This window comes from Bradyrhizobium cosmicum (assembly GCF_032290525.1).
GTDB lineage: Bacteria > Pseudomonadota > Alphaproteobacteria > Rhizobiales > Xanthobacteraceae > Bradyrhizobium > Bradyrhizobium cosmicum_A.
The window spans coordinates 118,130-136,644 of record NZ_JASXTA010000004.1 but is presented as its reverse complement, the minus strand read 5'-3'; the positions used below and the strand labels follow the sequence as shown (position 1 = coordinate 136,644).

Genomic DNA, 18,515 nt, shown 5'->3' with positions numbered 1-18,515 from the left:
GCTTCAGTCCAATGAACCTTGCGAGAAAAAGTGCTTGCGGATGCGCTGCACGAGCTCGGTGAAAACGGGATCGGCCATGACGTCGAGCGAGCGCGGACGCTGCAGCGGCACGTCGTAGATCGCGGCGACTGCGCCGGGACGTTCGGTCATGACCAGCACGCGGTCGGCCAGGAACACGGCTTCGGGAATCGAATGCGTGATCAGCAGCACGGTCTTCCTGGTCTCGCGCTGGATCCGCATCAGCTCGACATTCATGCGCTCGCGCGTTAGCGCATCGAGCGCGCCGAACGGCTCGTCCATCAGCATGATTTTGGGATCGTGCACCAGCGCACGGCAGATCGAGGCGCGCTGCTGCATGCCGCCGGAGAGCTGCCAGGGCAGCTTCTTCTCGAAGCCGTCGAGCCCGACCAGCTTCAGCAGCGCCTTGGCGCGCTCGAGATATGTTTGCCGCGGCAGCCGTTTCATGTCGATCGGCAGCATCACGTTGTTGAGGATGTTGCGCCAAGGCAGCAGCAGCGCGTTCTGGAAGACGATGCCGACATTGCCGTGCGGCTTCGTCACCTTCTCGCCCTCGACCAGGATCTCTCCCGTGGTCGGCGGCAGCAACCCCGAGATCAGCTTGAGCAGCGTGGACTTGCCGCAGCCGCTTGGCCCGACCACGACGAAAAACTCGCCGTCGTTGATGTCAAAGTCGAGCGGACGCAGCGACGGCACATCGCCGTCGCGCGTCCGGTAGGTCTTCGACACGCCGGACAGCTTGATGCCCGACGCATCGCCGGCAGCCCGGTCGCTCACCAGTCTCAGATGGGCGGCCGACTGCACGGTGTCACTCACAATTTTCGCTGGTTTCACGAGCCGCTCTTCGGCAGATAGTCGTTGGTATAGAACGCCTTCGGATTGTCCTTGGCCTTGGCATCGAGCCCGCCATATTCGACCATCAGATTGACCGAGTCCGTCATGTTCTGGTCGGTAACCTGGAACGGGCGCTTGCTCTTGGTCTCAGCGGTCCGGTAGAGCGGAATGGTCAGCTCAAAGCCCTGCGTCAGCGTGTCGATCTTGCCGCCCTTGGGGTTGGCATCGAGGATCGACTGTGCCGCCGCTTTCGGCTCCTTCTCGGCGGCTTCGACCGCCTTGGTCGTCGCCGACATGAAGCGGCGGACGAGGTCGGCATTGGCCTTCACATAGTCGGAGTTGGCGATGATGCCCGACGAAACCATGTTGATGCCGTAGTCGGCGAACTTGATCGGATAGACGTCCTTGCCGGTGGCGTCCTTGATCTTCATCGACTGGTCCATGACGTAGCCGAGCAACAGATCGGCCTGGCCGTTGATGACGGCGTTGAGCTTGGTCTGGCCGTCGCCGGCAACCGTCTGGAAGTCGCTCTCCTTCAGGCCGGTCTTCTTCAGGAACAGCGGCCAGATCTGGGTCATGGAATCAGCCGGGGTGATCGCCACCGTCTTGCCCTTGATGTCCTCGGGCTTCCTGATGTTCTTGTCGGCAAAGCCCATGGCGGACATCGGGCTGGTCTGGAGCAGCACGCCGGTCGCAACCACAGGCGCGCCCTTGATCGCGGCGCGCATCATGGTGGGCACGTCGACATAGCCGAAGTCGGCGGTCTTGGCGGCGACCGCCTGCGTGGTCGCAGCCGAGCCGCGGCCTTCCTGGATTTCGAGCTCGATGCCCTCGGCTGCGTAAATGCCCTTGGCCTTGCCGTAATAGAACGGCGCATGTTCGCCATAGACGTACCAGTTCAGCATCAGCACGACCTTGTCGGCCGCCTGCGCCGGCATCGCCGCAAGCACCATCAGCGCTGCCGAGACAGCTCCTATCCATCGCTTCATCGTCACTCTCCCTTGTCGTTGTTTGTGTCGGCCGTTGGCGGCCGTTCGTTGCTTTGGTTAAGACGCGAAAATCACGTCCTCGCGCTGGCTGACATGCCAGGGAATGACCAGCTTCTCGATCCGGTCCACGATCCAGAACAGGACGACGCCGAGCAGCGCCAGGATCACCAGCGCTGCGAACATCGTCGGCAGGTCGAAGGTGCCGATCGATCGCTGCATCACATAGCCGATGCCGGAATTGGAGCCGACGAATTCGCCGACGACGGCCCCGACCACGGCGAGCGTCACCGACACCTTGAGGCCGGAGAAGATCGCCGGCAGCGCGTGCGGCAGGTTCACCGCACGGAATACCTGGAAACGGCTGCCCTGCATGGCGCGGGCGAGATCGACCATGTCGGGATCGACGGACTTGAAGCCCTGCACGGCGGAAACCACCACGGGGAAGAAGCCGAGCAGAAATGCCGAAATCACCTTTGGAATAATGCCGAAGCCGAACCACACCACGAACAGCGGCGCGATCGCGATCTTGGGGACGGACTGCGAGAACACCAGCAGCGGATAGACATAGCTCTCCACCGTCTTCGACCCCGCGATCAGCATGGCGACGGGAATGCCGAATAGCGCGGAGAGCGCGAAACCGCCGACGGTCGCATAGGTGGTCGGCCAGGACTGGCGTAGCAGTTCCGGCCATTCGGTGCGCAGCACCGCAATGACATCGCCCGGCGCCGGGATCTGATAGGCGGGGATCTTGAACAGCCGGATCGCGAGATCCCAGGCCACGATGATGAAGACCAGAAACAAAAACGGCCGGATCCAGGCCGCATTCAGCATCTTGGACACCGCACTTTGCGGCTTCAATTCAGCCACGTCTCACTCCCGGCATTCTTGTTCTTCGGAGGAGAAATTAACCCGTTGGATAAATACTGTCCAGCCCTTTCCCTGTGACGTTTTGCGCCCGGTTCCGGGACTTTTGCGGGCGAGACCGCCTCACCTCGGTGTCATTCCCCGCGCAGGCGGGGAATCCAGTACGCCGCAGCTTCCCCGTATCCCACCAGCGTCTCTGGAATACTGGATTGCCCGCTTCCGCGGGCAATGACGGCGGAGATTGAGGAAACAGTGGAAGATCCCAGCCAGCGAACTGCGCAGCTAAACCGTCTGCGCCACCGCGGCGCGCTTCGTCGGCGCCTTCACTGCATCGAACAGCGCGGCCGACTGTCCCGTCAGCGCCGCCAGCACGAGGCCGACCATGTGGGCCAATCGCTCGTCCTTGGCTTTCTTGTCCAGCAAATCGCGGCCGAAGATCACGCTCAGCGTGGCCGAGTTCGAGAGATAGAAGAAGCAGAGCCCTGCGATCGAGATGTAGAGCTGCACCGGATCGACCGCGACCTGGAAGTCGCCGCTCTCGACGCCGCGCCGTACCACGGTGCGGATCATCTCGACGAAGGGCGAGTGCATCGACTTGACCTTGGTCGAGCGCTTCAGATGCTTTGCCCGCGCGAGGTTCTCGGTCTGGAGCAGCGACAGGAATTCGGGGTTACGCAGGAAGTAACTCCAGGTGAACTCGATCAGGCGCCGGATCGCCTCGGGCGGATCGAGATGCTCGAGATCCAGCCCCCGCTCCTCGCTGCGGATCTTGTCATAGGCGCCTTCGAGCACCGCCAGATAGAGCTCGTCCTTGTTGCCGACGTGGTAGTAGAGCATGCGCTTGTTGGCGCCGGCCTTGGCCGCGATGCGGTCGACGCGCGCGCCGGCGAGCCCGTGGGTAGAAAACTCCTGCTTGGCGGCTTCGAGAATGCGCAGCCGCATCCCCTCGGGGTCGCGCTGCCATTTCAGAGTTCGCTTTGCCGCTGCTTTCGCCAAACCGGTTGCTCGCTGGGTGATCTCAGGTCAGCGTGTAACACGGGAGCGCGCATTTGAGAAACGTCGTCATTCCGGGGCGCGCCCTCTTGAGCGCGAGCCCGGAATCCATCGTGCGGCAGGGCAAGTGGAGGAATGGATTCCGGGCTCGTCGCTTCGCAATGCCCCGGAATGACTCCCTCAATCCACCGGCTTCGGCGAGCGCTCCAGCAGCACAGTCTGGATGCCGCAGGTACCATTCCGCACCGTCATGATCCGTGTGCCCGGCTTGCGGCCGCTGCGCACTTCGCTGACGTCGAGTCCGCCGGCGATCAGGCGGTCGCGGGTGGCGTCGATATCGGCCACCCGCCAGCTCAGGCCCCAGAGACGGTCATGCTCGGAATCGCCGCCCGCGACAGGACGGCGCACGACCTCGACGATGAGGTCGCCGCAGCGGAAGAACATCAGCTGGCCCCAATCCTGGTGCGAGCGGTCGAGCGCGAGATCGAGGCCGAGCCGCGCGCCATAAAGCGCGGCGGCGCGGTCGGAATCCTCGGTGGTGATCACGACGTGGTCGAGCCCGTCGATCGGCGCGATGTCGGTCGCAGCAGACCGCGGGCGCTCCTCGGCGAGCTCGAGGAAAAACATGCGCACGCCGCGCGTGAGCTCCGTGGCGGCGCGCGTGCGCTTCCAGTGCAGCACCGCATCGGTGACGGCATCGCTGCTTTCGACCTCGGCGACCGGGTCCGGCTTGAGCGCCACCCGCTCCAGCCGCCGGTGCATCCTGCTCATGTCCGCGACACGAAAGCACAGGCTGGCGAGGACGCCCTCACGGTCATCGAGCAGCGCGCGGATCCGGTCTGCAGCAACATTGAAACCGCTCGGCGCCATCAACTCGATCGTCATGTTCGCAAGAGTGAACAACACCCGGTCGGCACCCTCGCCCGAATTCTGCCAGGCCGGCGCGCGCCCGAGCAGCGTCTGATAGGCCGCCTTGGCCGCATCGATGTCCCTGACCAGAGCGACGATGTGATCGAGGCCGGTGATCATATTGCCCCCTGTTTGATCGCCTCGGAACCGTGGACCGAAGGACGGCGTTTGTCCGGGCTTGGCATTGCCCTGTCATGGTCGTATTCCGGCACCATGCCGACCTCAAGCGCTTCGGACGGCGGTTTGCGAATAATTTCAGCGGTCCCTCGGCGGAACCGGTGTTACAGTAAGCGCGCCGGCCGGGACCACAAGCGCATCACGGACAAGCAATGCAGGCTCTCTTCATCGGACAGACCTATATCGACGTCGTCTTCATTACCGACCACATGCCGACCGGCGACGAGAAGCACGTGGCCTCCGACTACGCGGTTTCCTTCGGCGGCAACGCGGTGACGGCGGCGTTCTGCTGCGCCAAGCTCGGCATCGTGCCCGACCTGATCGCGACCGCCGCCAACGACTGGCTGGGGCGCATGTTCCAGGACATGTGCGCGAAATACGCAATCTCGCTGCACGGGCGGAAAGTGAACCAGTCCTCGCTCTCCTTCATCATGCCCAAGGACGGCAAGCGCGCCATCGTCCGCTGCCGCGACGACGAGCACATCCATCCGTTCCCGATGCTCAATCTCGGCGGCTGCCGCGCGCTGCACGTCGACGGCCACCAGCCCGATGCCGCGCTCCACTATGCCAAGGTCTGCCGCGAGGCCGGCATCCTGACCTCGCTCGACGGCGGCGGCCTGCGCACCAACACGCATGAGCTGCTGGAATATATGGACGTCGCCATCGTCGCCGAGCGGCTGTGCGAGCAGATGGACCTGACGCCGGAGAAGATGCTCGATTACCTCAAGAGCCGCGGCTGCAAGATTGGCGGCATCACCATGGGCGAGAAGGGCCTGCTCTGGTATGACGAAACCGGGACGGTGCAGGTCATGCCGGCGATGCCGATCCCGCGCGAGCGCGTGATCGATACCAACGGCGCCGGCGACGTCTTCCACGGCGCTTACGTCTATTCCTACCTCGCCCATCCCGGCAAAAGCTGGCGCGAGCATTTTGACTTTGCCCGCGCCGCCTCGACCTTCAAGATCCAGCGGCTCGGCAACGAGGCCGGCCTGCCGACGCTGGTCGACATCGCCAAGGTCAGGCACGAGTTCGAAGTCAGGGTCTAGTGTTCGCAGAGGTTCGTATGGGGCGCGTCTACGTCGCCGGCAGCATCAATATGGATGTGGTGGCGACAGCCGATCGCCATCCGAAAGTCGGCGAGACCGTCGCGGGTAAGCAGGTGCTGTACTTTCCGGGCGGCAAGGGCGCGAACCAAGCGGTCGCGGCCGCGCGGCTCGGTGCGGGCACCACGCTGATCGGTCGGCTAGGGAAGGATTCCTTCGGCGCTGAACTGAGGACGTTCCTCGGCGACCAGGGCATCGACCTCGGCTATCTCCAGCAGACCCCCCAGGCCCACACCGGCACTGCGATCATCACGGTGGCGGAGGCCGACAACACCATCGTCGTCATCCCCGGCGCCAATGCGCTGCTCAGTGCCGAGGATGTTCGCGTCGTGCCGCTCGTGCCGGGTGACGTCGCCGTCAGCCAGTTCGAGATTCCGCTGCCGACGATTGCCGCGTTCTTCCGGCGCGCGCGCGAAGCCGGCGCCACGACGCTGCTCAACCCGGCCCCGGCGCAGTCGTTTTCGCGCGAGTTGCTGGAACTCGTCGACATCCTCGTGCTGAACGAGACCGAGCTCGGCTTTCTTGCAGGCGCCGAGCTTTCCGACAGCGACGCGGCCGCGACAATCATCGGCGTCGCGCGAAAACTTCAGGCGCGCGAGGACCAGACCATCTGCATCACGCTCGGCAAGCGCGGTGTGCTGGCGCTCGCCGCCAGCGAGGAACTTGCAGTGCCCGGCCGCGTGGTGAAGGCGGTCGACACCACAGGCGCCGGCGATTGTTTCGTCGGCGCGCTCGCCGCGCAACTGGCTGACGGCATCGCCTTGCGCACGGCCCTCGCCTTCGCCAACGCCGCCGCTTCGATCAGCGTGCAGCGCATGGGCGCCGGGCCGTCGATGCCGACGGCGAAGGAAGTGGCGGCGATCATCAGCGCAGGCTGATGCTTTTCTTACCTCGCCCCGCTTGCGGGGAGAGGTCGGATTGCGAAGCAATCCGGGTGAGGGGGTACAGGTCTCGCGATCATCTCATCTGCGGAGAGAGCCCCTCACCCCGACCCTCTCCCCGTAAGAACGGGGAGAGGGAGAAGATCACGCTAGCGCGCTCTTCAGGTCGAAGCTTTCATCCGCGGCCTGCGCCGGCGTGATCGAACGATCCATGCTCTGCAACCGGCGGCCGAACATGTGGTCGCCGGCGCGGTTGACCGACTCGATGCCGAGCAGTTTTTCACCCTTGTAGCAGAACGCCGAGAATGCCTTTTTGGCGGGATCGCCGCGCAGCACGACGCGGTCGTAGCCGGTGGTGAGGCCAGCCATCTGGAGCTTGTCCTCGCCCTGGTCGCTCCAGAACCAGGGGTGGCCGTCATAGGCTTTGCTGTTGCCGGTCAGCCGCGTCGCCACGCAGCGCGCGTGATCGGTGGCGTTCTGCACCGATTCCAGCCGGAGCGATCCGCCGAAGCGCGGGCTTGCGAACAGCGCGCAGTCGCCGATCGCGGAAATATCCGGGTCAGCCGTCGAGAGATATTCGTCGACGATGATGCCGGCGGCGACGGGAAGTCCCGCCTCCGCCGCGAGTTCGATGTTCGGCAGCACGCCGACGCCGACCACGACGAGGTCGGCTGGCAGATGCCTTCCGTCGCTCAAAGAAACGCCGGTGACCTTGCCGCCATCGGCTTCGATCGAGGTTGCCTGCACGCCGAGATGAATGCGGATGCCGGCCTCGCGATGACGCTGCTGGAAGTATTCCGAGACCTCCGCCGTCACCGCGCGCGCCATCACGCGCGGGGCGAGTTCGAGCACGTCGACCTCGAGCCCCTTGACCCGCGCGGTGGCCGCAAATTCAAGGCCGATGAAGCCGGCGCCGATGACCACGACGCGGGTCTTCGACGGCATGATCTTTCGCAGCGCCTCGCTGTCGTCGAGGATGCGCAAATATTTCACATCGGGCAGGTTAGCGTTGGGCAGGTCGAGCAGCCGGTTGCGCGCCCCGGTAGCCAGGATCAGGTGGCCGTAAGGCAGCGTCTCGCCGGATGCGAGGAGAACCTTGCGTCCGGCGCGATCGATCGACACGGCACGGGCCGCGATCAGCTCGATGGTCTGCTCCTGGTAAAACTTCTCCGGCCGGAACATCAGGCTCTCCGGCCCGGCGGAACCCTTGATGTAGGCCTTGGACAGCGGCGGCCGCTGATAGGGCAAATGCGCCTCGTCATTGATGAGGCAGATCCGGTCAGAAAAGCCCGCCTGGCGCAGGGATGCCGCGACCTGGTAGCCGCCATGGCCGGCACCGACAATGATCACCGGACCATCCGTCATTGGACAGCCCTTTTCCGCAAGACACGAGCGTCACCCATGTCGTCTCCTCTCTCGCTGATATTGGCTTGGCTAGCCTAGGAGGAGCCGGCGCTCGTGTCCGTTCCTAAACGAAGGCGGCCCATTTGAGCCGATCATTCCGCGCGACGCAAGGCCCCGTACGCGGGGCACTGGCGGCCAGGGATTGTCACCCCTCGCCTTCTGCGATTTAGTTGCAGCAACGAACCTCTAGCCGGGGATTTTTCCAATGCCAGCTCCCGTCTCCCAGCCCGACGATCCCGCTCTGCTGCGGGTCGACGGTCCGATCGCGACCATCACCCTCAACCGCCCCACCGCGTTCAACTCGATCAACCTTCCGATCGCGCAAAAGCTCGAGCAGCTCGCTTCCCATATCGAAAGCGCCGACGAGATCAGGGTCGTGGTGCTCGAAGGCGAAGGCCGCGCGTTCTCCGCCGGTGGCGATCTTCAGACGATTGGAGCCGCCGCCGAAGCGGGCAAGGTGACGCCGGTCGTCGGCGAGCTCCTGAAGCACTATCACGCCTTCATCGAGATCATCCGGCGGATGCCGAAGATTTCGCTGTCCAGCGTCCACGGCTCCGCGGCCGGCGCGGGCATGGGCCTCGCCTTCGTCACCGACCTCTGCATTGCCGCGGAGGACACCAAATTCACGCCGGCCTATGCGAAGATTGGCGTATCGCCCGACGGCGGCTCTACGGTCGGGATCGTCGGCACGGTCGGCTCCCGCCGCGCGCTGCAGATCTTCCTGTCCGAGGACAACTTCACCGCGCAGCAGGCCTATGAATGGGGCCTGGTTGCCAAGGTCGTCCCCGCAGCCGAGCTGAAGGCGGCCACGCGACAGCTCGCCGAGCGTCTTGCGCAGAACCCGCAGGCGGCGATCGCCGGCACCAAGTCGCTGGTCTACCAGGCGGCCATCACGCCCGTAAAACAACAGCTCGACGCCGAGGAGCACAAGATCATCATGGCAATGAACACCGAGGAGTTTCGTGCTGCCGTGAAGAAATTCACCAGCAAGGGCAAGTAGCGCTCACTGCGGACAGTTTGGGTGACCGATCACCCCTTTTCGCTCTGCTTCCCAGTCCTCTGCATGAAATCGAAATCGCAGCCATCGTCGGCCTGCATGATGGTCTCGTTGAACAGCCAGGCGTAGCCGCGCCGCGCCTCCTCGGGCGCCGCGGCCGGCTTCAAGGCGGCGCGACGCCGTTCCAGCTCGGCGGCATCGACCAGCAACTCGATGCTGCGCTTGGCAACATCGAGGCGGATCATGTCGCCGTTCCTCACCAGCGCCAGCGGGCCGCCGACGGCGGATTCCGGAGTGATGTGCAACACGATGGTGCCGAATGCCGTGCCGCTCATGCGCGCATCCGAAATGCGCACCATGTCCTTGGTGCCGCCGCGCGCGAGCTTCTTCGGGATCGGCAGATAACCCGCCTCGGGCATGCCCGGCGCGCCCTTGGGTCCGGCATTGCGCAGCACGAGCACGTCGTCGGAGTTCACGTCGAGATCGGGATCGTCGACCCGCAGGGTCATGTCTTCGACGGATTCGAACACAACGGCGCGCCCGGTGTGCTGCAGCAGCTTCGGGCTCGCGGCCGACTGTTTGATGACAGCACCGCGCGGCGCGAGATTGCCGTGCAGGACGGCAAGGCCGCCTTCCTTCTTGATCGGATTATCGCGCGAACGGATCGCATCCTGGCCGGGCACGTCCTCCGCATTGGCGACAACGTCGCGCAGCGTCTGGCCGCTGATGGTCTTCGCATCGAGATCGACGAGGTCGCCGAGCTGCGCCAGCAGTTTCGGCACGCCCCCGGCGTGATGGAAGTGCTCCATGTAGTGCTCGCCGGACGGCTTGAGATCGACCAGCACCGGCACCTCGCGGCCGATCTGGTCGAACACCCCGAGATCGAGCCGGTGCGGCGAGCGATGCGCCATCGCGGTCAGATGGATCAGGCCGTTGGTCGAGCCGCCGATCGCCTGGAGCACGACCTGCGCGTTCTTGAAGGACGCCGGCGTCAACAGCTCGCTCGGCTTCGGCCCCTTGGTCTTGGCCATCTCGGCGGCGACCTTGCCGCTGGCCTCCGCCAGACGGAAACGCTCGGCATGCGGCGCCGGGATCGTCGCGCTCATCGGCAGCGACAGGCCCATCGCCTCGATCATGCAGGCCATGGTCGAAGCCGTACCCATCACCATGCAGGTGCCGACCGATGGTGCAAGGCGGCCGTTCACCGCCTCGATCTCGGAATCGTCCATCTCGCCGGCGCGATACTTGCCCCAGAGACGGCGGCAGTCGGTGCAGGCGCCCAGCACCTCGCCCTTGTGATGGCCGACCACCATCGGCCCGACCGGGATGACCACGGTCGGCAGATCGGCGCTGATCGCGGCCATGACCTGCGCGGGAAGCGTTTTGTCGCAGCCGCCGATCACGATCACCGAATCCATCGGCTGCGCGCGGATCATCTCCTCGGTGTCCATCGCCATCAGATTGCGCAGATACATCGAGGTCGGATGCGCAAAACTCTCGGCGATCGAGATGGTCGGGAACACGAACGGCATCGCGCCCGACAACATCACGCCGCGCTTGGCGGCCTCGATGATCTGGGGGACGTTGCCGTGGCAGGGATTGTAGTCGCTGTAGGTGTTGGTGATGCCGACGATCGGACGCTCCAGCGCGTCGTCGGAATAGCCCATGGCCTTGATGAATGCCTTGCGAAGGAACAGCGAGAAGCCGGCATCGCCATAGCTCGTCAAACCCTTGCGCAACCCACTCGTCATCATGCCACTCCTTGCTTGCCATTGTGGTACAGCCTGCCCCCTGATTGTCAATAAGGTTGAGCCAATTTGCCCCGTTTCTGGGCTCCAGGCACCGCTTGGCGCACAAATTATTGACAATCTGCGCCTTCCCTGCTCCACAGGAGCCATCGGCCAGGCGCCGGGAGACTGAGGGCATGTCCGACATTCGCGCCGCTGAGGCAACGCCGGTCCGGCGCGACGATCCGGACGACATTGTTGCGCGGCTGGAAGAGGACATCATCTTCGGCCGCCTGCCGCCGGGCGCGCGCCTGACCGAGGACGCGTTGATGTCGGCTTACGGCACCTCGCGCCACTTCGTGCGCCAGGCGCTGGTGGATGCGGAGCGGCGCGGCATCGTCCGCCGCGAGAAGAACGTCGGCGCCACCGTACGGTTCTATTCGGCCGAGGAGGTCCGGCAGATCTACGAGGTCCGGGAGATGCTGACCCGGCAGGCCGCGCTGATGATCCCCCTGCCCGCCCCGCAAAGCCTGATCGACGAGCTGACCGCACTGCAATTGCGGTATTGCGCGAGAGCGGACGCGCAGGACCTGCGCGGCATCCACGAGGCCAACGACGCCTTTCACCTCGCGCTGTTCTCGGCCTGCGGCAATCCCTATCTGGTGGGCTCGCTGCAAGACTACATGAACCTGACCTTGCCGATGCGCGCCAAGAACCTCGCCGACCGCGAAGGTCTCGCGCAATCGCGCCGCCAGCATGAATTGATGATCGAGCTGCTGAAGGGCCGCGATAGCTGGGCGCTGGCGCAGCTCTGCGTGGATCACATGCAGTTCAGCAAGAAGGATTATCTGGCGCGGATCGCGGGCGAGGAAGCTGAACGCGTGGGCGCGCAATCACAAGTCTGAGACGCCACTCTGTCCGCTGACGAGAACAGAGCGGAGCACGTCGTGCGAACCGACCGACACGATTTTTCCAAAGGCCTCTAAGCGGCGCGTCCGGGCGCCCGCATGTCGAGCTCGCGTTGCAAGGCAGTGCAATCGGCCTGCAGCTTGTGGGAGCCCAGTTCGCCGGTCATGAGCTGGGCCGCATGTATTTCCGCCGAGGCACCTCGGACGTCATCACGTTCCAGCTGGAGCTTCGCAATCCGAAGTCTCAGCCTCACGGCCTGCACCCTTGCCTCGATGCTCGACCAGAGCTGCCGGGCGAGATGCAGGTGCCGCAGGGCAGTCTCGTGGTCGCCACTGACGTGTGCAAGCACGGACTGCGCCTCGTTCGTCAGCGCGCGGATTGACGGCATGGGCCAGCGATCGGGACTTCCGGACAGTTCGTCGATCAATTCCAGGGCCTGGTCACGCCGGCCCGTATGCGCTGCAAGCAGCGCGAGATGCGCGAACAGAATTCCCCGTCGCTGCAATGTCCACCAGGTCTTGCCAATCAGGCTGCGTTCAAGGCTCGCATAGGCCGCTTCTGCTTCGCCCCGCTCCAGCAACAGCATCGCGCGGCCCGGCTCAGGACACCAGCCGAACGAGTAAGCCTTGTCGTAGGCTTCGAGCGCTGCGTCGTCGTTGCCGATGGCGGCCTGAATATCGCCCAGGACACGATTGGCATCTCCGATCGACCATGGCGCATCGCTGTGGAGGCGTGCCAGCGAGTCCTGAACACGAGACAGGGCTTCGCCGAGCGACCCTCTGACGCCGAGAACTTCCGAGCGGTGGAGCTGGCACGAGCCAGTCAGTTCCATGCCATTCTCGGAGCAGAATTTTTGATAGCCCAGCGTCCATTGGTCGGCGCGCGCCCAATCGCCGAACATCCGCGACGCCCACAGGATGTTGCAGTAGAGGATGCCGCCCATGATCGGATCGAGCTGGGTGCTGGAGAGTGCGAGCGTGGCGGCATGATCCTGGTCGGCCAGTCCTGCGCGTGTATCGCCGAGGCATAGCCGATAGAAGCCGCGGTAGGCCAGGGACAGTGCCTCGATATTGAGGGCGTCCTTGTGCCGGACCGCGCTGTAGGCCGCGTCGGCGAGTGACAACGCGAACTCCGGCTCGCCGTCGAACGCGGCGACCTTTGACTTCATCCACAGGATCAGTGCTGTCGTCGCGGGATCGTCGACCTCGGCGGCCCAATCCTCCGCACGCGCCAGCCAGCCCTTGGCGATCGCCGCCTGGCCACGCTCGAAGTGCAGGCCCGAGAGCGCGACGGCGTCCATTGCGGCGTACGTCACATTACCGGCCTTGGTGTGTGCGGTGACGGCGCGGACCAAAAGCGGAATGGCGGCATCGGTCTTGCCGGTGCACTGAAGAGCCAGAGCCCATTGATGAAGATCTTCGCCCTCGAGCAGCTGCGCGGCGTCCGCAGTCTCGAACAGCGTTGCGGCCTCGACCCACGCATGCGAGGCGGCGGCGCCCCGCGCCCGGGTCCGCGCGTCTGACGCGTTCTCAGCGAAGATGTCCGGCGCCTGACCTTGGGGCCCGCATTCGTCCTCGAGACAGAACCGATATCCCTTCCCCGGCACGCTTCGGATCGCGCTGTCCATGCCGCCCTTGCGCAGCATGGTGCGAAGCATGCTCACGGCCCGCTGCAGCGAATTGTCGGTGACGGTCACGCGCGGCCAGACGGCGTCCAGAAGCTCGTCTTTCGCGATGACCCGCTCTCGGTTGCGAATGAGATACACGAGCAGGTCGAACACCCGCGGCTGCAACGGCACTTCATGCCGCGCGTACAGGACGACGCGGCTCGCTTCGTGGAGCTCGAAGGGCCCAAACCTGAGGGTCATGTCGTTATGTCTGGGCAGCACGGAGAAGGTTCAGACAAGGATCAGGAAATGATCAGGCCGCGGTAAGGACGGTCAGCGCTGCCTGCGCCTATAGCTCCTCATGCGGTCCTCGCGGCCGGCTGGGTCAAACGATCCAAACACAGAGGAGATATCAAATGGAACTCTACGTCATTCGTCGCCCGAACGCCTGGGCCAACCTGGGTGAACTGGAAGCCGCCGGCGCGAAGTCAGCGCAGATCGGCAACGAGCAGATGGCAGATCGCGTCCGCTGGATCCGCAGCTACGTGGTCCACGAGGCGGACGGTCGCATCGGCACCTTCTGCATCTACGAGGCCCGCGACGGCGATTCCATCCGCGAGCATGCGCGTCGCGTCGGCATGCCAGGCGAGGAATTCTACAAGGTCGCCGCCACCGTCGTCGTGCGCAGCGATCCCGCTCAACAAACGGCCGCCGCCGAATAGCATTCAGCGCGGGTGCCGTCCTCACCAACTCATCGAAGAGAAACCAAATGCCTACGCCATTCCAAGCGCCCGCGCTGAACTCGTCGCACAATTATCTTGCCGCCGTCCTCATCCGCCTGCGGCGGTTCATCGATCGGTCGGTTGCCGGCATGCTGGCCAAGCGCGAACGGGCGGCAACGCAATTCATGCTGACGAAACCTGGGCATGGCCGGTTGAAAGACGACAGCCGCTATGGCCGCCGCCTGAGTGTCCGCGCCGCGCTGTTCGGTATGATCGTTGCCGGGTCGCTTTCGCCTGCCGCGGCCAAAGCGGACGTGCCGGTCGTCCGCGATCATCGCGGCGGCCGAGCCCAGCAGGCGTCCCGGACGGTCTGTGACACGCGCAACCACACCCATACGCCGGATGGTGGCTGCGTCACGCCAGCGGGCAACCCGACAATTCGCGACCATCGTTCGCGCTGAGTCCGGCCCGTGCCTTTCTTGAAGATTCGACCGACGCATCAAGCGTCGTACATCACCAACTCCGCCGGCGAAGGCAAATCGGCCGTCGCCGTCAGAGCACGCGTCACTGCAACAGAGTCCCCCACATGAGGAAGAACCCATGAACTCGCTCCTGAAGTCCAAGACAACCACCCTGACCATTGCAATCATCGGCGTGGTGATGAGCCTCGCCGCGGCGTCGGCTGCGACGACGGTCCGCGACCACCGCGACAAGCCGGTCGTCCGCGAACATCGCGAAGGGCAGCCCGACGTTCGCGATCATCGCAGCGCAGGCGGTGGTGGAGTCACCGTCCGGGAAAGGCCGGGCAACCGCAACCCGGTCGATTGCCTCGGCAACCTTTGCAACGTGAAGAAGGTCTGCATTGGGCCCGCCTGCATCTAACCCCGACCTGAGCCGCGGGCGAATGTCAGCTGTCGCCCGCGGCCGTCGATACCCCACCGCACATCAGGAGATCCGTCATGTCCATCACCCTGCAGCACGGACCGACCCAGGCCCAGAGCTCGCTCGCCGCACGAAGCTTTGTGCTGGGCTACGGCGTGCTCGCCTACTTCGTCTTCTTCGGCACCTTCCTCTACGCAGCCGGTTTCATCTCACAGCTCATCGTGCCGAAGACGATCGACAGTGGAGCGACGACCTCTACGGCACATGCCTTCATCGTCAATCTCGCGCTGATGTCGCTCTTTGCCGTCCAGCACAGCGGCATGGCGCGCCGAGGCTTCAAGAAATTGTTCGCGAGCGTCGCCTCGCCAGCACTTGAGCGCAGCACCTATGTATTGCTGGCGAGCTTGAGCCTGATCCTGCTATTCTGGCAATGGCAGCCGATGACGGCCGTCATCTGGTCCATCGATACGCCGACGCTTGCCTATGCCGCAGTTGCGGGCGGCTTCGCGGGCTGGCTGATCGTGCTGTACAGCTCGTTCCTGATCAGTCATTTCGAGTTGTTCGGGCTGACACAGGTCATCAGTCATTTTGTGGGGCGGCTCGCCCACCCGATGATGTTCAGGACGCCGGGGCGGTATGGCCTGATCCGGCATCCCATCTATCTCGGCTTCATCGTTGCGTTCTGGTCGACGCCGCACATGACGCTCGGGCACTTGTTTTTTGCGGTTGTCACGACGGCCTACATCTTCGTCGGCATCTGGCTCGAGGAACGCGATCTGGTGGCGCTGTTCGGCGATCAGTACCGTCATTACAGAGAGAAGGTCGCCATGTTGATCCCGGGTCTGTTCTGATTGGGCAAACGCTTACCATGCCGCTCGACGATCAGGAGGGGTTGATTACCTCTTCCTGGCGTTGAGGGTCCGCTTGCAACGACGCCGGAGCGGCCGCGCTTAGAACCTGACCGCCAACAAACAGGACCCGGCGACGGCCGGTATGCTTTTGCCGGCATGGCGCGATTATAGGCACCGACGTCCTTATTTAGGCGGGCGGAGCTGCGCACTCCGAATTATGGTTGGCCACCGCCGTTTTGGCGGCCAACTGGGGTTTTTCAAATGCGAATTGCAGCTTTGCTTGCGACAGTCGTTCTCAGCGCCGCCACTTTTCCCGCCACTGCACAAGATCTGCCGGAGCATACGGTCCTGGCATTCAATCTGCCTGCCTGTCCGAAGGGCTGGACGGAATATGCCCCCGCCGCAGGGGCCTTTGTCGTCGGAGTTGGCGACTCTTTCCAGCTTGGACGAGGTGCCGGGGGCCCGGCCAACACGGCGGTGGCCGACGCATCTGGTAGCGCAAAAACATCCAAGACCGCTGGATTGCTGTTCTGCGAGCGAAACAAGAACCGTCGATAGACATCCGGCGCGTTCAGGACCTCAGCGGAGTCGCGCCGCCGTCTTCGCGGGTCCGGCCGCTACCGTCCCTAAGACTCCGTTTCACCTCGCCCTCTCTCCGTGAGCGGGGCGAGGCAGCGCAGCTGTTCGCCGCAATCGTCAACCTGTCCGTTACCGCTTGTTCCAGTCGATAATCCGGCTCGTGTCGCCATCGAACTCGTTGCTGGCGAACGAGCCGCCCTGAAAATGGTCGCCGATCGGATCGGGCTTCAGCTTGGCCTGCTCAGCCATCGCGTGCGCGACGTGATCCTCGGAACGGCCGGTGGGGCGATAGCCGAATTCGTAGGCGCGACTGTTGTCCCACCAGGCGCGCTCGTTCAGCGAGACGCCGTAGAACACCTCGAAATGAATGTCGGGATGCTCGAGGCCGATCTGGCAGAGCTGCACCAGGTCTTCCGGCTTCAGCCACATCGCGATGCGGCGATGGTCGAGCGGCCGCTCGTCGCAATTGCCGATGCGGATGCAGGTGACCTTCAGCCCGTGCTTGTCGGCATAGAGCGCGCCGACCGCCTCGCCGAACACCTTGCTGACGCCGTAGCGGCCGTCGGGGCGCACGGTGACGTCGGTGCCGATCTTGTGGTGGCGCGGATAGAAGCCGACCACGTGATTGGACGAGGCGAACACCACGCGCTTGACGCCCTTGCGGTAGGCGGCCTCGAACAGATTGTAGCCGCCGATGATGTTGGCCTGAAGGATGTCGTCCCACGGGCCTTCGACCGAATAGCCGCCGAAATGGATGATGCCGTCGACGCCCTCGCAGATCGCCTCGCATTGCGAAAGGTCGGACAGGTCCGCCGCCTTGAACTGCTCGTTCGCACCGAGATCCGCAGGAGGACGGATGTCGCTGAGCAGCAGGTCCGGATAGATCGGCGGCAATAGTTTTCGCAGACGCGTTCCAATCCCGCCCGAAGCTCCCGTCATCAAGATGCGCAGCATGTCTTTCCTCGTATGTGCAACCGATTTGCGGTCACATGTCTCTAATGATAGCAGGATTGTCCAGAGGGAACGAAACGAGAGAACCGACATGAATGAGGCATCGTCCCGTAACCAAGGCTGGCGGCCGGCGACCTATTACCCGGATCCCGCGATAAAAACACTCGATCCCCGCTTCGAAAAATACTGGCTGAAGCTCTCGGCGGTGGAGCGGCTGACGACCGGCCTGCGCTGGGCCGAAGGGCCGGTGTGGTTCGGCGACGGGCGCTATCTCTTGTGCAGCGACATCCCGAACCAGCGCATCATCAAATGGGAGGAAGAGACTGGCACCGTTTCGGTGTTCCGCAAGCCTTCCAATTTCGCCAATGGCAATACCAGGGATCGCCAGGGCCGGCTCGTCACCTGTGAGCATGGTGGGCGGCGCGTGGTGCGTACCGAATATGACGGCAGCATCAGCGTGCTGATGGACTCGTTTGGCGGCAAGCGGCTGAACTCGCCGAACGACGTCGTGGTGAAATCCGACGGCTCGATCTGGTTCACTGATCCGACCTTCGGCCTGCTCGGCAATTACGAGGGCTACAAGGCGGAGCCAGAGATCGATCCAAATGTCTACCGGCTCGATCCGGAGACAGGCAAGGCGACCATCGTCGCCGAAGGCGTGCTCGGGCCGAACGGGCTGTGCTTCTCGCCGGATGAGAAGATTTTGTACGTCGTGGAATCCCGCGGCGTGCCGAACCGGAAAATCCTCGCCTATGACGTCTCCGCTGACGGCACCACGATTTCCAATAAGCGCGTGCACATCGATGCCGGTCCGGGCACGCCTGACGGCATGCGCTGCGACATCGACGGCAATCTCTGGTGCGGCTGGGGCATGGGCGATCCCGAGCTCGACGGCATCGTGGTGTTCGCGCCCGACGGTGTCATGATCGGCCGCATCGCGCTGCCCGAGCGCTGCGCCAATCTCTGCTTCGGCGGCGTCAAGCGCAACCGCCTGTTCATGGCCGCAAGCCAGTCGATCTACGCGCTGTATGTGAACACGCAGGGCGCGGTCGGGGGATAGACCCCCCAACTCCCTCCTCGTCATTGCGAGGAGCACTTGCGACGAGAGCAATCCAGACT

At 64.1% G+C, this 18,515-nt stretch carries 18 protein-coding genes; 9 read left to right on the top strand and 9 right to left on the bottom strand.

What is annotated here, in order from left to right; translation table 11 throughout:
* Nucleotides 1-3 precede the first annotated feature (3 nt).
* The 5 genes from QSV46_RS09165 to QSV46_RS09145 all read right to left on the bottom strand — a co-directional run bounded on the left by QSV46_RS09165 (nucleotide 4) and on the right by QSV46_RS09145 (nucleotide 4,727).
* Entirely contained in the window at nucleotides 4-852 is an 849-nt protein-coding gene (locus QSV46_RS09165; protein ID WP_314949489.1) for an ABC transporter ATP-binding protein, read from the bottom strand.
* Nucleotides 849-1,841, bottom strand: a complete 993-nt coding sequence (locus QSV46_RS09160; protein WP_314949487.1) for an ABC transporter substrate-binding protein — start codon at nucleotides 1,839-1,841, stop codon at nucleotides 849-851. Before QSV46_RS09160 ends, QSV46_RS09165 begins: the two co-directional genes overlap by 4 nt.
* 57 nt (nucleotides 1,842-1,898) lie before the next feature.
* A complete protein-coding gene (locus QSV46_RS09155; RefSeq protein ID WP_314949486.1) occupies nucleotides 1,899-2,708 on the bottom strand; it encodes an ABC transporter permease in 810 nt (269 codons plus the stop codon).
* Nucleotides 2,709-2,987: 279 nt separating this feature from the next.
* Entirely contained in the window at nucleotides 2,988-3,647 is a 660-nt protein-coding gene (locus tag QSV46_RS09150; RefSeq protein ID WP_314949980.1) for a TetR/AcrR family transcriptional regulator, read from the bottom strand.
* 231 nt (nucleotides 3,648-3,878) lie between these two features.
* Nucleotides 3,879-4,727 carry a VOC family protein gene (locus QSV46_RS09145; RefSeq protein WP_314949484.1) on the bottom strand — a complete coding sequence of 283 codons (849 nt, stop codon included), beginning with the start codon at nucleotides 4,725-4,727 and terminating at the stop codon, nucleotides 3,879-3,881.
* 209 nt (nucleotides 4,728-4,936) lie between these two features.
* Here QSV46_RS09145 and QSV46_RS09140 point away from each other — a divergent pair, with 209 nt between their 5' ends.
* Both QSV46_RS09140 and rbsK read left to right on the top strand, forming a co-directional pair.
* Nucleotides 4,937-5,830, top strand: coding sequence for a sugar kinase (locus QSV46_RS09140; RefSeq protein WP_314949482.1), 894 nt, complete (start codon nucleotides 4,937-4,939; stop codon nucleotides 5,828-5,830).
* Nucleotides 5,831-5,847: 17 nt separating this feature from the next.
* Complete coding sequence (rbsK, locus tag QSV46_RS09135; protein ID WP_314949481.1) at nucleotides 5,848-6,765, top strand: ribokinase; 918 nt, start codon at nucleotides 5,848-5,850, stop codon at nucleotides 6,763-6,765.
* Nucleotides 6,766-6,912: 147 nt separating this feature from the next.
* Here rbsK and QSV46_RS09130 read toward each other — a convergent pair whose 3' ends face one another.
* Nucleotides 6,913-8,133 (bottom strand): NAD(P)/FAD-dependent oxidoreductase, encoded by a 1,221-nt coding sequence (locus tag QSV46_RS09130; RefSeq protein ID WP_314949480.1) that lies wholly within the window; start codon nucleotides 8,131-8,133, stop codon nucleotides 6,913-6,915.
* Nucleotides 8,134-8,377: 244 nt separating this feature from the next.
* Here QSV46_RS09130 and QSV46_RS09125 point away from each other — a divergent pair, with 244 nt between their 5' ends.
* Nucleotides 8,378-9,172, top strand: coding sequence for an enoyl-CoA hydratase/isomerase family protein (locus QSV46_RS09125; RefSeq protein WP_314949478.1), 795 nt, complete (start codon nucleotides 8,378-8,380; stop codon nucleotides 9,170-9,172).
* 29 nt (nucleotides 9,173-9,201) lie between these two features.
* Here QSV46_RS09125 and QSV46_RS09120 read toward each other — a convergent pair whose 3' ends face one another.
* Nucleotides 9,202-10,920, bottom strand: coding sequence for an IlvD/Edd family dehydratase (locus QSV46_RS09120; protein ID WP_314949477.1), 1,719 nt, complete (start codon nucleotides 10,918-10,920; stop codon nucleotides 9,202-9,204).
* Nucleotides 10,921-11,093: 173 nt separating this feature from the next.
* Between QSV46_RS09120 and QSV46_RS09115 the strand changes: the two genes are divergently transcribed.
* Complete coding sequence (locus QSV46_RS09115; RefSeq protein WP_314949475.1) at nucleotides 11,094-11,801, top strand: GntR family transcriptional regulator; 708 nt, start codon at nucleotides 11,094-11,096, stop codon at nucleotides 11,799-11,801.
* Between the two features lie 77 nt (nucleotides 11,802-11,878).
* On the opposite strand, the gene QSV46_RS09110 is transcribed toward QSV46_RS09115, so the two are convergent.
* On the bottom strand, nucleotides 11,879-13,672 hold the full coding sequence (locus QSV46_RS09110; RefSeq protein WP_314949473.1) for a winged helix-turn-helix domain-containing protein: 1,794 nt from the start codon (nucleotides 13,670-13,672) through the stop codon (nucleotides 11,879-11,881).
* 155 nt (nucleotides 13,673-13,827) lie between these two features.
* Between QSV46_RS09110 and QSV46_RS09105 the strand changes: the two genes are divergently transcribed.
* The 4 genes from QSV46_RS09105 to mddA all read left to right on the top strand — a co-directional run bounded on the left by QSV46_RS09105 (nucleotide 13,828) and on the right by mddA (nucleotide 15,866).
* Nucleotides 13,828-14,133, top strand: coding sequence for a nickel-binding protein (locus tag QSV46_RS09105; protein WP_314949472.1), 306 nt, complete (start codon nucleotides 13,828-13,830; stop codon nucleotides 14,131-14,133).
* A gap of 47 nt (nucleotides 14,134-14,180) precedes the next feature.
* Entirely contained in the window at nucleotides 14,181-14,594 is a 414-nt protein-coding gene (locus QSV46_RS09100; RefSeq protein WP_314949470.1) for a hypothetical protein, read from the top strand.
* A 139-nt stretch (nucleotides 14,595-14,733) separates the two neighbouring features.
* Nucleotides 14,734-15,015 carry a hypothetical protein gene (locus tag QSV46_RS09095; RefSeq protein ID WP_314949468.1) on the top strand — a complete coding sequence of 94 codons (282 nt, stop codon included), beginning with the start codon at nucleotides 14,734-14,736 and terminating at the stop codon, nucleotides 15,013-15,015.
* Nucleotides 15,016-15,092: 77 nt separating this feature from the next.
* Nucleotides 15,093-15,866 (top strand): methanethiol S-methyltransferase, encoded by a 774-nt coding sequence (gene mddA, locus QSV46_RS09090; RefSeq protein ID WP_314949466.1) that lies wholly within the window; start codon nucleotides 15,093-15,095, stop codon nucleotides 15,864-15,866.
* A 708-nt stretch (nucleotides 15,867-16,574) separates the two neighbouring features.
* Here mddA and QSV46_RS09085 read toward each other — a convergent pair.
* The gene (locus tag QSV46_RS09085) at nucleotides 16,575-17,399 is read right to left on the bottom strand and encodes an NAD(P)-dependent oxidoreductase (RefSeq protein ID WP_314949464.1); all 825 of its coding nucleotides are present in this window, start codon (nucleotides 17,397-17,399) and stop codon (nucleotides 16,575-16,577) included.
* Between the two features lie 88 nt (nucleotides 17,400-17,487).
* On the opposite strand from QSV46_RS09085, the gene QSV46_RS09080 reads away from it, so the two are divergent.
* Complete coding sequence (locus tag QSV46_RS09080) at nucleotides 17,488-18,456, top strand: SMP-30/gluconolactonase/LRE family protein (protein ID WP_314949463.1); 969 nt, start codon at nucleotides 17,488-17,490, stop codon at nucleotides 18,454-18,456.
* Nucleotides 18,457-18,515: the final 59 nt, after the last annotated feature.